Below are 15,087 nucleotides of genomic sequence, written 5' to 3'. Positions count from 1 at the left end.
AGACTCCCCCATGAAGATGCGCCTTCTCACCGGGTGGCAAGCCCGGTTCCATCTGGTGTGCCTGCTGATGCTGCTCAGCGCGCTGGCCGCCGGTATCTGGCCAGGCAATGCACATGCCCAGGCCCAGGTCACGCCGCTGCAGAGCGAGGCCGTGGCCGTCGAGCCCCTGCAGGACCCGACTGCCGCTGCGCCGGCTGCTGCCGAAGCGGTGGCTGCGCCCGCCTATGACCATGGCGACGTCGCCTGGATGCTCACCTCCACCCTGCTGGTGCTGCTGATGGTGGTGCCGGGCCTGGCCCTGTTCTACGGCGGCCTGGTGCGCTCGAAGAACGTGCTTTCGGTGCTCAGCCAGATCCTGGTGGTGTTCTCGCTGGTGCTGCTGTTGTGGGTGGCCTATGGCTACAGCGCAGTGTTCAGCGCCGGCAATCCGTTCTTCGGCTCGTTCACCGAATTCGCCTTCCTCAAGGGCTTCACCCCGGAGTCGGTGGGCAACACGCCGATCAAGGGACTGCCGGATTACCTGTTCGTCGCCTTCCAGTCGACCTTCGCCGGCATCACCACCGCGCTGATCGTCGGTGCCTTCGCCGAGCGCATCAAGTTCCGCGCGGTGCTGCTGTTCTCGGCGCTGTGGTTCACCCTCAGCTACATCCCGATGGCGCACATCGTCTGGGGTGGTGGTTACCTGGGTGAAATGGGCGCGATCGATTTCGCTGGTGGCACCGTGGTGCACATCAACGCCGGCGTAGCCGGTCTGGTGGCTGCATGGTTCGTCGGCAAGCGCCTGGGCTACGGGCAGACCGCGTTGAAGCCGCACAACGTGCCGTTCACCTATATCGGCGCGATGCTGCTGTGGGTCGGCTGGTTCGGCTTCAATGCCGGTTCCGCCGCCGCCGCCGACACGGTTGCCTCGCTGGCCTTCCTCAACACTGTGCTGGCCACTGCTGCAGCGGTGCTGGGCTGGACGCTGGTTGAAGCGATCAGCAAGGGCAAGCCGTCGGCACTGGGCGCGGCCTCGGGCGCAGTGGCAGGCCTGGTCGGCATCACCCCGGCGTGCGGTACCGTCGGCCCGCTCGGCGCGATCGTCATCGGCCTGGTGGCCGGCGTGGTCTGCGTGTGGGGCGTGACCGGCCTCAAGCGTCTGCTGAAGGTGGACGACACCGCCGACGTGTTCGGTGTGCATGGCGTGGGCGGCATCGTCGGCGCGATCCTCACCGGTGTGTTCAGCGCGCAGTCGCTGGGCGGCACCAAGGCCAATCTGGATATCGGCCACCAGGTGTGGGTGCAGGTGGTCAGCGTCGGCCTCACCGTGGTCTGGTCGGCCGTGGTGACCGCGGCCATCCTGCTGCTGGTCAAGGTGGTCGTCGGCCTGCGCGTGACCGAGGAGGCCGAGCGTACCGGCCTGGATGTGACCTCGCACGGTGAATCGGCCTACGAGGCCTGATGCATCTACATGGTGGGTGCCGACCGTTGGTCGGCACTGCACCTGCTCTGGTAGGTGCGAAGCTTGCTTGGCACATCGGTGGGCCCAGCCACGCATGGCGTGGCGCTACTGCATCGCCCGCGCTTATCGCGCACAATCAGGACATGCACCCGATCCGCACCTCCCTGATGCTCTCGGTCTGCCTGCTGCTGGCCGCCTGTGCTTCCACGCCGCAGGAAATCCGCAACCCGCTTGCCACCTGGGTGCCGTCGCCGAACCAGAACGCGCGCACGCCGGTCATCATCGTCATCCACCACACCGAGCAGAAATCGGTGCAGCAGAGCCTGCACACGCTGCGTACCGCCAACAGCGGCGGACGGGTCAGTGCGCACTATCTGATCGGCGCCGATGGCCATCGCTACCAGCTGGTGGCCGATGAACGCCGCGCCTGGCATGCCGGTTCCGGGCGCTGGGGCACCATCACCGACCTCAACTCCGCGTCCATCGGCATCGAGCTGGACAATGACGGTCGTACGCCCTTCAGCCCCGCGCAGATCGAATCGCTGATCGTGCTGCTGCGCGATCTCACTGAACGCCTGAACATCCCACCGCGGCAGGTGATCGGCCACGCCGACCTGGCGCCGACGCGCAAGGAAGATCCCAGCCGCTTCTTCCCGTGGCAACAGTTGGCCGAAGCCGGTTTCGGCGTGTGGCCGCGCCCTGCCGATGGGGCTGCGCCGGAAGGCTTCGACGCATGGGCCGCGCTGGCACGCTTCGGTTATCCGCTGGACAACCGTGAGGCCGCCGTCGCCGCGTTCCACCGCCGCTTCCGTGGCAGCGATACCCTGCCGAAAACACTCGACGCCGAAGACGCGCGCATCCTGCATTCGCTGCTGCTGCAGACCCCATGACCGGGCCCTCGGCTGAACGTCGACAGGACGCGTGGTTGCCGGCCAGCGGGCGGCACTACACCATGGCGGCATGACTGATTTCCTCCCGTCGTTCGTACGTATGCGTTGGCCGTTGCTGGCCGTGGCATTGCTTGCCGGCTGTTCCACCACCGGCACCCGTCCTGAAGCGCCCGCTGCAGTAAAGCCTGCCGCTACCTATGCCAAGGTCGACTGGAACACGTTGCCGGCCGTATCCGATACCGACCTGCAGGCCGGCTTCACCGCCTGGCGCAGCAGCTGCACCCGGTTGAAGAACGATGCGATCTGGGCAAAACCCTGCGCGACCGCCAGCACCGTGTCCGACAAGGACGCCAGCGCGATCCGCGCATTCCTGCAGCGCGATCTCGATGTCTATTCCCTGCGCGCCGGCGGCCATCGTGCAGACGGCCTGATCACCGGCTACTACGAACCCATCTATCCGGGCAGCCTCACCCGCACCGACACCGCCACCGTGCCGGTGTACGGCACACCCGATGATCTGGTGGTGGTGCAGCTGGAGAGTGTCTATCCCGAATTGAAGGGCAAGCGCCTGCGCGGCCGCGTGGAGGGCAAGGTGCTGAAGCCCTACGACGATGCCGGCAGCATTGCGACCAAAGGCGCCAAGGCGCCGGTGCTGGCCTGGCTGACCGATCCGATGGACCTGCAGCTGCTGCAGATCCAGGGCTCGGGCCGCGTGCGCCTAGCCGATGGCAAGCAGGTGCGGCTGGCCTATGCCGAGCAGAACGGCCATCCCTATCGCGCGATCGGCCGCTGGCTGGTGGAGCAGGGCGAGCTGAAGAAGGAAGACGTGACCATGGACGCGATCCGCGCATGGGCGAAAGCACATCCGGCACGCGTACCGGAGCTGCTGCGCAGCAATCCCAGCTACGTGTTCTTCGTGCGCAGCGCGGACAGCCCGGAAGGCCCGCGCGGTTCATTGAACGTGCCGCTGACTGCCGGCTACAGCGTGGCGGTGGACCGCACCGTGGTGCCGCTGGGCAGCCTGCTGTGGCTGTCGACCACGCGCCCGGACGGCACGCCGGTGGTGCGCCCGGTGGCCGCGCAGGATACCGGTGGTGCCATTGCCGGTGAGGTGCGCGCCGACCTGTACTGGGGCAGTGGCGATGCCGCCGGCAAGCTGGCCGGCGACATGAAGCAGCAGGGCAGGATCTGGATGCTGTGGCCGAAGGGCGTGGCGTTGCCGCAGTAGGTCAGCAGGGGTCAGATCCCCTTCCGCAGGAAAGGGATCTGACCCCATATGCCTGATAATGGCGCCCTTCCGATCTCTCCGACCGCACCTGCGGCCAGGACAAACGCAATGAAATACGCAAAGAACAACGCAAAATCCAACACCAAGAAGTATTACAAGCACTGGGCCGAATCGGGCCTGGGCAAGGGCAACGTGCTGATGGAAGCCCGTGGCGAGAAGATCGTGCGCCAGGTGGAAATCTACGGGGCCAAGGTCGTGTGGGCCGATGAAACCGGCCAGAGCGATGACCGTTTCGTGCTGGCTGACCAGCCGGTGTCGTTCATGGATTTCGACGAAGACGACGAGATCAGCGCGCGCGAGTTTGAGATCGCTTGGAAGAAGGCCCGGGAAGCCACCGGCTACCCCGTCTAAGGTCGAGGGACCTGCAGTCATCGGATGGCTGGCGGGATCGAAATGTTATAAAGTTTCATTTCCAGCCTCGCACCCGCCTCCCGATGAAGACTCCCACGCTGGTGGCCGCGCTCGCGGCCGCCCCGTTCGCCCCTGAAGCATTCGCCCAGTCCGCCGACGCCGCGCTCACCCTGGGCAAGGTCGATGTGCACCAGCACAGCGAGGGACAACTGAGCGCGCACCAGGTGCTGACCTCGGTGGACGTGCTGGGCGCGGACCAGATCGAAAGCCGCAATGTGTCGCACAGCTGGGAACTGCTCGGGCAGATGCCCGGCATCCAGCTGACCGAAACCCGGCAGGGCGCCGAGTCGGGCAAGGTCAGCTTCCGCGCCTTCAACGGCGAGGGCTACCTCAATGCCATCAAGACGCTGATCGACGGTATCCCCAGCAACGTCAACAGTGGCAACCAGCGCTTCATCGACATGCTGTTTCCGCTGGAAATCAGCTACATCGAAGTGGTACGCGGTACCAACGACCCGCGCTACGGCCTGCACAACATCGGTGGCAACGTGAACTTCGGTACGCGCCAGGGCGGCACCTACACCGACGCGCGCCTGGCCTACGGCAGCTACAACACCCGCGATGCACAGCTGGCGGTGGGCCGCGAAGCCCACGGCTTCGCGCAGAACTACTTCGTCGGTACCCAGGCCAGCGACGGCTACCGCGACCACGACAGCTCGAAGAAATACTCGTTGGGCGGCAAGTGGTTCTTCGGTTCGCTGGAGGACGGGCTGCGCATCGGCCTGACCGCGCGCGCCTACCACCATGAGGCCGACGAACCCGGCTTCATGACAGCCGAAGAGCTGCACGCCGGCCGCCGCCACAGCGACCTGCGCAACGCCAATGACGGCGATGACCGCGACATGCGCCAGTTCGCCGCGCACCTGGACATGAAGCTCAGCGACGCGGTCACCTTCGGCACGCGGCTGTACTACAACCGCTATGAAGACGACCGCCGGGTGACCTTCAGCGACCTGCCCACCGGTAATCTGCCGCGCCAGCGCAGGCTGTGGGACGAGCGCCAGGCCGGCCTGCTCGGCACGCTCACCTGGCAGGCCAGCCCCATGCTCACCGTGGAGGGCGGGCTGAACTACGAGCAGCAGGACAACGGCTACATCCGCGAGCGCTACGCCTACGCCGAACCCACCGATTTCAGCCGTCCGCCGGCACGCGTGCAGAACAACGACCGCCACAGCTTCGACAACTGGGGCGCCTACGTGCAGGCGATCTACCAGCCCGCCGACGCATGGAAGATCGTGCCGGCCTACCGCGTGGACCGTTTCAGCGGCCACACCCGGCTGATGAACGGCACCACCGGCCGTCTGCAGGAGTACGGCAGCATCGGCCAGCCCAAGCTCAGCGTCATCCACAGCCTGGGTGAGCACACCCACGTCTATGCCAACTGGGGCCGCACGTTCCAGGTGCTGACCGGTTCCACCGCGCCGGCCTACCTCACCCCGGGGCAGGCACCGATGCAGCCCTCCACCAACACCGGCATGGAGCTGGGCCTGAAATTCCAGCCCTTTGCCGGCAGCCAGGCCCGCCTGGCGGTATGGCAGCAGGATGCGGAAAACGAAGTGTCCAACATGCCGGCCACCGGCACCACGGTAACGCTGGGCAAGACCCGCCGCCGCGGTGTGGATGCGCAGATCAGCGCGCAGTTGGGAGACGCGTGGACGCTGTGGGCTTCGCATGCCTACCAGGAGGCCAAGATCACCCGCGACGACCGCGCCCCCGGCGTGTCCCTGCAGGGCCGCGAAGTGGCGGCCACGCCGCGCCACATCAGCAACCTCGGCCTGGACTACCAGGCCAGCGATGCCCTGCAGCTGGGCCTGCAGGCGCGCGCGCAGGGCGATTACTACCTGGAAGAGCGCAACGTCACGGGCAAGTTCGGTGGCTTCGCGGTGCTCGACCTCAGCGCCAGGTACCAGATCACCCCGGCCTGGAGCGTGGACCTGCAGCTGAAGAACGTGACCGGCCGCGAGTATGCCTACGCGTGGTACGACAGCTTCTTCTGGGACAGCGCCCGCCCGATGTTCTCGCCCGCCCCGGGCCGCGCGGTCTTCGTTGGGCTCAACATGAAGCTGTAATCCGCAACGCCGGTAGTGGTCGAGCTTGCTCGACCCGCGCAAGGGGTCAGATCCCTTTCCGACCGGAAAGGGCGCTGACCCCTTGCCCCGGTTTTTGCACTACATTGGTGCAATGTCCGACCCCGCACCTCCGCCGTCCCTCGACGCCCTCGGCACACCGCTGGCCTGGTCCGGGCCCGATGGCCGCATCGCGGGCTGCAACCCGGCCTTCGCGCGCTGGCTGGGCGTCAGCGGCCGGCGCCTGCTTGGCCAGCCGTTGGCCGCGCTGGAAGTGCAGGGCGAGGCGCTGGCCCATTTCCTGGCCCGCGACGAGCGCGACAGCCTGCGCCTGAACCGGTTGGCGCTGGCCTTGCCCGGCGAGGCGGCGCGTTTTGCCGAAGGCTGGATGAGCCGCCGCGACGATGGCGGCTGGCTGCTGGAGGCGCATCCGGTCGATGAGTTTCCCGGGCTTGACCCGACCCAGGCCCTGCCCAGCGCGCTCAGTGCGGCGCTGAAGGGCCTGGCGCATGAGCTGCGTAATCCGCTGGCCGGGTTGAAGGGCGCCGCACAGCTGCTGGCCCGCCGCGCGGCGCAGCGCGATGCCGGCGAACGCGAGTTGATCGATCTGATCGGTTCGGAGATCGAGCGGCTCAATGGTCTGCTGGAGCAGCTGCTGTCGCCGGCGCCGGCCGCACCGCATGCGGCGCTGAACATCCACGCCGCGTTGGAGCGCGTGCTGCGCCTGGCCGAGAACGAGGCCGGCTGGGCGGTGCGCCTGCAGCGCGACTACGACCCCAGCATCCCCGAATTCGACGGCGACGCCGACCGCCTCACCCAGGCGGTATGGAACCTGGTGCGCAATGCCATCCAGGCCGGCGCTGGCACCATCACCCTGCGCACCCGCGTTGAACACGGTGTGCGCATTGCCGAACAACTGCACACCCTGGCATTGCGCCTGGAAATCGCTGACGACGGTCGTGGCGTGCCCGAGGAACTGGCCGAACACCTCTTCCTGCCGCTGGTCAGTGGTCGCGCCGAAGGGACTGGCCTGGGCCTGGCGCTGGCCCAGCAGGTCGCGCGCGAACATCGCGGCACGCTGACCTACCGGTCGCGTCCGGGCCATACCGTATTCACCCTGCTGCTGCCCATCGGCAACGGCACCGCCGCTGCCGAGGAGGCCCCGCGCGATGTCTGAGTCTTCCTCGTCCGCGCCGTGCATCTGGGTGGTCGATGATGACCGCGCCGTACGCTTCGTGCTGTGCACCGCGCTGCGCGAAGCCGGCTACCAGGTGGTCGACTTCGACAGTGCCGCCCCCGCATTGCAGGCGCTGGCCGAAAGCCCGCCGCCGGCGCTGCTGTTCACCGATGTGCGCATGCCCGGCGACGATGGCCTGGTGCTGCTGGACAAGCTGAAGGCCGCGCTGCCGCAGCTGCCGGTGGTGGTGATGTCGGCCTACACCGATGTCGCCAGTACTGCCGGTGCGTTCCGCGGCGGCGCGCACGAGTTCCTGTCCAAACCGTTCGACCTGGACGACGCGGTGGCGCTGGCCCAGCGCGTGCTGCCTGCAGTGGCGCCAGCGCTGGCCGCGCCCACTCCGGCTGCAGAAGCAGCCAGCGACCAGCCACCGCAGCTGGTGGGCGACACGCCACCAATGCGCGCGCTGTTCCGCGCCATCGGCCGCCTCGCGCAGGCGCCGCTGGCGGTGTTGATCATCGGCGAGACCGGCACCGGCAAGGAGCTGGTGGCCAATGCGCTGCACCGCGAATCACCGCGTGCGCAGCATCCGTTCGTCGCGCTGAACACCGCCGCGATTCCCGCCGAGCTGCTGGAAAGCGAGCTGTTCGGTCACGAGGCGGGTGCGTTCACCGGCGCGCAGCGGCGCCACATCGGCCGCTTCGAACAGGCCAACGGCGGCACTCTGTTCCTCGATGAAATCGGCGACATGCCGTTGCCGCTGCAGACGCGCCTGCTGCGTGTGCTCGCGCAGGGGGAATTCTTCCGTGTGGGTGGACGCGAACTGATCCGCGTCGATGTGCGTGTGGTCGCCGCTACTCATCAGGATCTGGAAGGCCTGGTCGCGCAGGGAAAATTCCGTGCCGACCTGCTGCACCGCCTGGATGTGGTGCGCCTGCAGCTGCCGCCGCTGCGCGAGCGCCGCGAGGACATCGCGCAGCTGGCCACCACGTTCCTGGCCGCTGCCGCACGCAAGCTCGATACGCCGCCCAAGCGCCTGACGGCGGCTGCATTGCAGGCGCTGCGCGAGCACGACTGGCCGGGCAACGTCCGCGAACTGGAGAACGTGTGCTGGCGCATGGCTGCACTGGCTGCTGCAGACACGATTGGCGTGGCCGATGTCGATACCGCGCTCAACCGCACCCGCAGCCGGCGCAGCAGCATGGCCGCCGGTGACCCGGGCCAATGGGAAGCGCTGCTGTCCGAATGGGCACGCCGGCAGCTGGCCGAAGGCACCGAGGGCCTGCACGCACAGGTACGTGAACGGGTCGACCACGCCCTGCTGGAGGCCGCGCTGCAGATCACCCACGGTCGCCGCGCCGAAGCTGCCGCGCGGCTGGGCCTCGGCCGCAATACGCTTACTCGCAAGCTGGGCGCCGGTCGCCGTCGCGGCGGCCATTGAACGATGCCTGCACGCGATCCTCGCACCCGCTTGCCGAACTGTTGATCCTCCATGGACGATGCCGTCCGTAGTGTTACCTGCAAGGAGTCCTCGATGCGTTTGTCCTTCGCCCTTCTGCCGCTGTCCGCCGCCGTGCTCCTGTCTGCCTGTGGCAGCGCCCCGAAGAAGCCGCAGCCCACACCGCCGCCGGCAACGGTGGTCAGCACCGCCAAGCAGGCCGAAGCCAACCTGGCGCCTGCCTCGGCCAGCATCGTCAGTGGCCGCCTGGCGTTGATGGTGGAACCCGGCGGCGTGCACCTCACCGGTCTGGTGGGAGGCCTGCAACCGATGCAGCAGGCCGGTTTCCACATCCATGAGCGCGGCGACTGCAGCGCGGTGGACGCCAGCAGCGCCGGCAACCACTTCAATCCCGCCGGTGTCGCGCACGGTCGTGCCGGCAGCGGCAAGCACCACCTGGGTGACATCGACAATCTTCAGGCCGATGCACAGGGCCGCGCCAACATCGATGTGCATCTGAAGGGCGTTACCCTGGGCGGAGGTGCCGCCACGGATATCGCCGGACGTTCGCTGGTGGTGCACGCCAGGGCCGACGACTATCGCAGCCAGCCCGCCGGCAATGCCGGCGTCCGCATCGCCTGCGGCGTGATCCGGGTAACCCGCTGATCACACCCCCGGCATTTTCCAAGGAGAGTTTCCATGCGTCTGATCCACACTTCGCTGTTCGCCGCCATCGCTGCACTGGGCCTGGCCGCCTGCAACCAGCAGCCGGCCGCACCGGCCGCCGAAGCCCCGGCCACCACCCCGGCCGAAGGTTCGGCAGCACCGGCCGATCCGGCCACCGCACCGGCTACCGCAGCGGCCCCGTCAGCCAATGCCTCGGCCACTGCCGAACTGGCACCGACCCAGGGCAATGAAACCAAGGGTTCGATCACCTTCAAGCTGGTCGACGGCAAGGTTCACGCATCCGGCCAGATCACCGGCCTGAAGCCAGGCAGCGAGCACGGCTTCCACATCCACGAGAAGGGCGACTGCAGCGCGCCGGACGGCATGAGCGCCGGCGGCCACTTCAACCCGGGCAAGCAGGACCACGGCAACGTGGCCACCGATCCGCACCACGGCGGTGACATGCCCAACATCAAGGCCGACGACAAGGGTGTAGCCACCATCGACAGCCCGGTGTCGAGCAACGTCAACATCGGCAAGGGTGATGATTTCGACATCATCGGCCGAGGCCTGATCGTCCACGCCGACGCGGACGACTACAAGACCCAGCCGACCGGCAACGCCGGTGCGCGCCTCGCGTGCGCGGTGATCAGCAAGGCCCCGTAAGAAATGAAAAAACGCCGGCGCAAGCCGGCGTTTTTCTTTGCACTGCTTCCTGTAGAGCCGAGCCCACGCTCGGCTGCTTTTCCGGGGGCCTGGGCCGAGCATGGGCGCGGCTCTACAGGATCCCAGTCAGCGGGACCGCAGGATCAGTGCATCGCGTCGCTGCCGCAGTTCAGCGCATTCGGCGGGGCCGCTTTCACACAGGATCGAGATGTCGGTCTGCATGTGGGACTTGCCCGTCGTGTCATCGATCACTTCGCGCTTGGATGTGCGCACCACCGCTGGTGCCGTGCGGTGGGGCGGCACCATCACCAGCCAATGGGTCAGGGTGACCGGCTTCAACAGTCCCTTGGTCGTCTCAATCTCCCGCATGATCGCGCCAAGACTGGTGTTGTAAAGCGTCACTCCGGGCTGACTGGACTGATCCGGCGCAAGATCTACGCCCTTCATCTTCGGCAGCTCTTCGACGAAGCCGGCGACGGTGCCGAACTCCAGCAGTGCATCATTTGCGATAACGACATCATCCGGCGCCGGCTCTGATGCCGCCGGGGCCGGCAGCTGGCTCCGCGGTTGGAAGTTGAACGACTGGGTGAAGCTGATCCAAGGGTGCTTCACGGGCGTGTCCCGCGGGCAGGTCAGCCGCCAGTTCCGTGCGGCGGTGAGCAGGGCGTCATCGATGCGCGCATCACCGCTGCTCCTGCCGATCTTCACCTCCGTTCCTGCAGGATCGCCGGCCATCGGGCGCAACCAGACCTCCACCGAGCCGCGCAGACCGCTGGACCGCAGTGCGCTGGAGAACCTGGGCTCGTTGTCCGCCCAGCTCAGGCGGTCCAGCCGGCAGGCCGGTTCCGGAACAGGCACGACCGGTTGCGCGATGCCGCCCTGGCCTTGGCACAGATACTGCCAGCTGAGGGCCGCCTTCCGGGCTGCATCATCCAGCAGCCGGTTGCGGGAGCCGTTCAGCACACGCGCATCGTGGGCGCGGCCCTGCGCATCCACGCTGACCTGCACCTTCACCGTGTTGCTGAAGCTGACATTGCTGTCATAGACCTCGGGCTCCGCCACGGCAGCAGCGAAGGCCGGCGCAAGTGTGCAGGTGGGTGTCGCGGCGATCGGTGCTGCCGCCTGCGCCATGATCGGAAGGCCACATACAGTGGTGGCAAGCAGGGTCAGCCCTGCGGATTGAATCGTATGCAGCATGCAGTTCGTCGTTGTCCGCGCATGAGCGGTCCATGCACAAGCCCGCAATGATCACACATTGAGCCGCCGAACCGGTCGGCGCCTCGATGTGTGCCTTGATCAGCGCGCCAGCAGTTCGCGAGCGTCCTGCCCAGCCTCGCAATGCACGAACAGCACCGGCACACCGTGCGCTTCCAGTACCGCGGCCATCTGCCGCTGGCGCATCAGGAACTGCTCGTAGATGCCCTGCAGGCGTTCGCAGTCACCCTTGCCGTGGTTGTAATGCGCGCACCAGCCGGCCGGGTCGAACAGCGCCATGCGCGCTTCACCCTGCGTATAGCGCAGCAACGGCTCGGGCGCGTCGGCCAGCCACTCGTCCTGGCCCGGGGCCATGATCGCGGTTTCAATCAGCGGCCACAGCGCGGCCAGGCCTTGGTTGTCGTACTGCATCGACATCATCGCGGCCAGGTCGTTCACGGTGAAATAGCGCGCATGCTCGACGCGCGCACCGAACGTGTTCTGTGCCATCAGCGCGGTATCGGCATGGGCCATGCCATTGGCCAGCAGCACGTCTTCCAGGGCATCGGCCACGGCCGCCGTGGTCGCCACCTCGCTGCCGGTCAGCAGGAACGGCACCACCCGCAGGCCACCGCCGACCAAGGTTGCGTCGGCCTGGAACGGCAGCGGCACATCACCGTTGGCATCGGCGCCGAAGGCCAGCACGCGCGGGCCCTGGTTGCGACCGGGCGCGCGCATCTGCAGTTCTTCCAAGCGGCGATGGATCGGCCAACCCGGGCGAAGGACTTCGGCCGGATCGAAATGGGCGGCGGCGAACACCAGATCCAGCTCGGCCACCTGTGGCACCAGCTTGGACAGGTCGCGGCCGACGCGTTCGGCCAGTTCACCGGCCTGTTCAGCGCTGAGCACCGCCTGGCGGGGGATTTCACCGCCGGCCAGTTCCAGGGCCAGCACGCCAAGGGCATTCATCGCAGGGTCGGGTTTGCTCATGGTTCCACGGTTGGCCCATCACAGGGCGGCAGCTACACTTGGCCCCATTATGCCTGCTCTGTCGTGCAGGCCATGTTGCAGACACCCTCATCCATGCCAGGTATCTCCATGCCCAACGCTCGTCCCGTCGCCATCCTCGGTGGCGTCCGCATTCCGTTCTGCCGCCAGAACACCGCGTATTCGGATGTCGGCAACCTCGGCATGTCGGTGCGCACGCTTGGAGCGCTGGTCGAGCGCTTCGGCCTGCACGGCCAGCAGCTGGGCGAAGTGGCGATGGGTGCGGTCATCAAGCACTCCAGTGACTGGAACCTGGGCCGCGAAGCAACGCTGTCCTCGGGCCTGTCGCCGTTGACCCCCGGCATCACCCTGCAGCGCGCCTGCGGTACCTCGCTGGACAGCATCATCACGGTTGCCAACAAGATTGCGCTGGGCCAGATCGAGTCCGGCATCGGCGGCGGTTCGGACACCACCTCCGACGTGCCGATCGTGTATGGCAAGAAGCTGCGTGCGCGCCTGCTGGCGGCCAACCGTGCCAAGAGCACCGGCGACAAGATCCGCGCGCTGACCTCGGGCTTCAAGTTCGCCGAGCTCAAGCCGGAGTTCCCGGGCGTGGCCGAACCGCGTACCGGCAAGAGCATGGGCGACCACTGCGAAGACATGGCCAAGGAGTGGAACATCTCGCGCGACTCGCAGGACGAGTGGGCGGTGTCCTCGCACAAGAAGCTGGCGGCCGCCTACGAGCGCGGCTTCTTCAACGACCTGATCGCACCATTCCGCGGCGTCGAGCGCGACAACATCCTGCGCGCCGACACCTCGCTGGAGAAGCTGGCCACGCTGAAGCCTGCCTTCGACAAGGTATCCGGACGTGGCACCCTGACTGCTGCCAATTCCACCCCGCTGACCGACGGCGCCGCCGCCGTGCTGCTGGCCAGTGAAGAGTGGGCGCGGGCGCATGGCCACGAGCCGCAGGCCTACCTGCGCGACGCCCACGTGTCGGCCGTCGATTTCGTGCACGGCGAAGGCCTGTTGATGGCGCCGACCGTGGCCGTGCCGGAGATGCTCAAGCGCAACGGCCTGACCCTGCAGGACTTCGACATCTACGAGATCCACGAAGCCTTCGCTGCACAGGTACTGTGCACCCTGCGCGCGTGGGAGAGCGAGGATTACTGCCGCAACCGCCTCGGCCTGGATGCGCCGATGGGCCGCATCGACCCGGACAAGATCAACCTGCTGGGCTCGTCGCTGGCCACCGGTCACCCGTTCGCCGCTACCGGTGCACGCGTGATCGCCACGGCGGCCAAGCAGCTGGCCGAGCGTGGCGGTGGCCGTGCGCTGGTGTCGATCTGCACCGCCGGTGGCATGGGCGTGGTGGCGATCGTCGAACGTTGATGCGACTGCTCTGGTAGATGCCAAGCTCGCTTGGCACTGCTCTAGGAGCATCCACGCATGGCGTGGATCTACACACAAGAACGCCGCCCGATGGGCGGCGTTTTCGTTGATTGCATCCTCTGGTGGGTGCCGACCGTTGGTCGGCACACTTCAACCATGGTTACGGCAACCGCGGGTTGCCGAATTCATCGCGCTCTTCGTTGGCGTCATACACCGGCGGCAGTGGTGCGATGGGCTGCTCTTCGACGGTCGCATGCAGCGGCGCGTCGACCACCGCTGCCGATGCCCGCACCAGCGCCACGCTGTCTTCGCCACGCTGCAGGCGCAGTGCATTGGCCAGGCACTGCGCGGCCAGCACGTGTTCGCCACGCTGTGCGAACGCTTCGCCCAGCGCCTCCCATGCAGGGGCGCCGGCACCCGCGGCGATCGCCTCATGCAGGAACGCGTCGGCGGCGTCCCACTGCTGCTGCGCCAGCGCGATGCGGCCCTGGGCCAGGCGCAGGGCGGCCGAATCGTCGTGCACGTTGCGCCAGCGCTGCAGGTTGGCCTGGCGTGTAGCCAGACGCTCGGCCGGCAGACGGCCATACACGGCCACCAGTTCGTCATCCCAGCGGTGGTCCAGCGCCTGCTCAAGCGCCAGCAGTGCCGGTTCGTCCCAGTCCAGTGCAACTGCACGGGTGGCGTAGGCGGCAACCACGTCGGGGGTCGGTCGCAGCGCCTTCGGCGTGGCTTCCCATTGCGTAGCCAGTGCGTTGACGTCGCCTGCTTCCAGCAGTGCCTGCGCGGCCAGGCGGGCTTCCAGTTCGCTGCTGGCCTCGGCCGGCAGCACCTTGGTCTGGCGCAGTGCACCCAGCTGGCCGTAAGCCTCATGCGCGCGGCCAGCACGGGCCAGCGCTTCAGTACGCAGCCACAGACCGCGCGGCGGCAGCGGCTGGATCGCGGCCACGTCCAGTGCGTTGATCGCATCCACCGGCAGATCGTTGGCCAGCAGCTGTTCGGCACGCAGCAGCGCCTGCAAGGTCGCATCGCTTTCGCCCAGGCGCTGCAGCAGTGCTTCGGCAGCGGGTGCATCGGCGCGCACCTGCGCACTGCGCACGGCGTTGGCCAGCGCAACGCCACTGACTTCCGGATCCTTGGCGGCGCCGTCCAGCAGCTTCTCCGCGCGCTGCCACTGGCCATGCTCGTAGGCCAGCAGGCCATCGATCAGGCGCACCCGGCCCTGCTTGCGGCGGTAGCGGCCCCAGGCACGGAACGGTGCGGCGATCAGGCTCCACAGCAGCCACAGCACCAGCACACCGATCACCGACAGCAGCGCCACCTTTGGCAGGTTGCTGTGGTAGTCGTAGCCGGCGTAGCGCAGGGTTACTTCGCCGTAGCGGTTCAGGTCATCGGTGCCGAGCCATTGCGCAGCAACTACGCCAATGGCCACTGCCAGCAACAGCACGACCAGTGATTGCAGGGGTTTCATACG

At 67.3% G+C, this 15,087-nt stretch carries 13 protein-coding genes; 10 read left to right on the top strand and 3 right to left on the bottom strand.

The genetic code is table 11. The features are described from left to right. Nucleotides 1-10 precede the first annotated feature (10 nt). From MRBLST15_RS15850 to MRBLST15_RS15810, 9 genes are all read left to right on the top strand, one after another. The gene (locus MRBLST15_RS15850) at nucleotides 11-1,441 is read left to right on the top strand and encodes an ammonium transporter (RefSeq protein ID WP_367786700.1); all 1,431 of its coding nucleotides are present in this window, start codon (nucleotides 11-13) and stop codon (nucleotides 1,439-1,441) included. A gap of 143 nt (nucleotides 1,442-1,584) precedes the next feature. Continuing rightward, entirely contained in the window at nucleotides 1,585-2,331 is a 747-nt protein-coding gene (locus MRBLST15_RS15845) for an N-acetylmuramoyl-L-alanine amidase (RefSeq protein ID WP_367786698.1), read from the top strand. 70 nt (nucleotides 2,332-2,401) lie between these two features. After that, on the top strand, nucleotides 2,402-3,559 hold the full coding sequence (locus tag MRBLST15_RS15840) for a murein transglycosylase A (RefSeq protein WP_367786696.1): 1,158 nt from the start codon (nucleotides 2,402-2,404) through the stop codon (nucleotides 3,557-3,559). A gap of 108 nt (nucleotides 3,560-3,667) precedes the next feature. Next, entirely contained in the window at nucleotides 3,668-3,970 is a 303-nt protein-coding gene (locus tag MRBLST15_RS15835; RefSeq protein WP_033832709.1) for a hypothetical protein, read from the top strand. An 83-nt stretch (nucleotides 3,971-4,053) separates the two neighbouring features. After that, nucleotides 4,054-6,099 carry a TonB-dependent receptor gene (locus tag MRBLST15_RS15830; RefSeq protein ID WP_367786694.1) on the top strand — a complete coding sequence of 682 codons (2,046 nt, stop codon included), beginning with the start codon at nucleotides 4,054-4,056 and terminating at the stop codon, nucleotides 6,097-6,099. 112 nt (nucleotides 6,100-6,211) lie between these two features. Next, nucleotides 6,212-7,273: a two-component system sensor histidine kinase NtrB gene (locus MRBLST15_RS15825; protein ID WP_367786692.1), complete on the top strand. Its 1,062-nt coding sequence runs from the start codon at nucleotides 6,212-6,214 to the stop codon at nucleotides 7,271-7,273. Next, nucleotides 7,266-8,714, top strand: coding sequence for a nitrogen regulation protein NR(I) (gene ntrC, locus MRBLST15_RS15820; protein ID WP_265952885.1), 1,449 nt, complete (start codon nucleotides 7,266-7,268; stop codon nucleotides 8,712-8,714). The genes MRBLST15_RS15825 and ntrC overlap by 8 nt, the downstream gene beginning before the upstream one ends. A gap of 93 nt (nucleotides 8,715-8,807) precedes the next feature. Next, complete coding sequence (locus MRBLST15_RS15815) at nucleotides 8,808-9,377, top strand: superoxide dismutase family protein (RefSeq protein WP_099819526.1); 570 nt, start codon at nucleotides 8,808-8,810, stop codon at nucleotides 9,375-9,377. A 33-nt stretch (nucleotides 9,378-9,410) separates the two neighbouring features. Then, nucleotides 9,411-10,043: a superoxide dismutase family protein gene (locus MRBLST15_RS15810; RefSeq protein ID WP_367786690.1), complete on the top strand. Its 633-nt coding sequence runs from the start codon at nucleotides 9,411-9,413 to the stop codon at nucleotides 10,041-10,043. Between the two features lie 126 nt (nucleotides 10,044-10,169). Here MRBLST15_RS15810 and MRBLST15_RS15805 read toward each other — a convergent pair whose 3' ends face one another. Beyond that, entirely contained in the window at nucleotides 10,170-11,174 is a 1,005-nt protein-coding gene (locus MRBLST15_RS15805) for a TonB family protein (protein WP_367786688.1), read from the bottom strand. A 165-nt stretch (nucleotides 11,175-11,339) separates the two neighbouring features. Then, complete coding sequence (locus MRBLST15_RS15800) at nucleotides 11,340-12,227, bottom strand: hypothetical protein (RefSeq protein ID WP_367786686.1); 888 nt, start codon at nucleotides 12,225-12,227, stop codon at nucleotides 11,340-11,342. A 93-nt stretch (nucleotides 12,228-12,320) separates the two neighbouring features. Here MRBLST15_RS15800 and MRBLST15_RS15795 point away from each other — a divergent pair, with 93 nt between their 5' ends. Then, complete coding sequence (locus tag MRBLST15_RS15795; RefSeq protein WP_088100805.1) at nucleotides 12,321-13,616, top strand: acetyl-CoA C-acetyltransferase; 1,296 nt, start codon at nucleotides 12,321-12,323, stop codon at nucleotides 13,614-13,616. Between the two features lie 160 nt (nucleotides 13,617-13,776). On the opposite strand, the gene MRBLST15_RS15790 is transcribed toward MRBLST15_RS15795, so the two are convergent. Further along, nucleotides 13,777-15,084, bottom strand: coding sequence for a heme biosynthesis HemY N-terminal domain-containing protein (locus MRBLST15_RS15790; protein ID WP_367786684.1), 1,308 nt, complete (start codon nucleotides 15,082-15,084; stop codon nucleotides 13,777-13,779). Nucleotides 15,085-15,087: the final 3 nt, after the last annotated feature.

Origin of the sequence: Stenotrophomonas sp. LST15-1-1.1, from assembly GCF_040815575.1 — a bacterium.
GTDB classification, from domain to species: domain Bacteria; phylum Pseudomonadota; class Gammaproteobacteria; order Xanthomonadales; family Xanthomonadaceae; genus Stenotrophomonas; species Stenotrophomonas lactitubi_B.
This window is presented reverse-complemented; position numbering and strand designations above follow the sequence as displayed.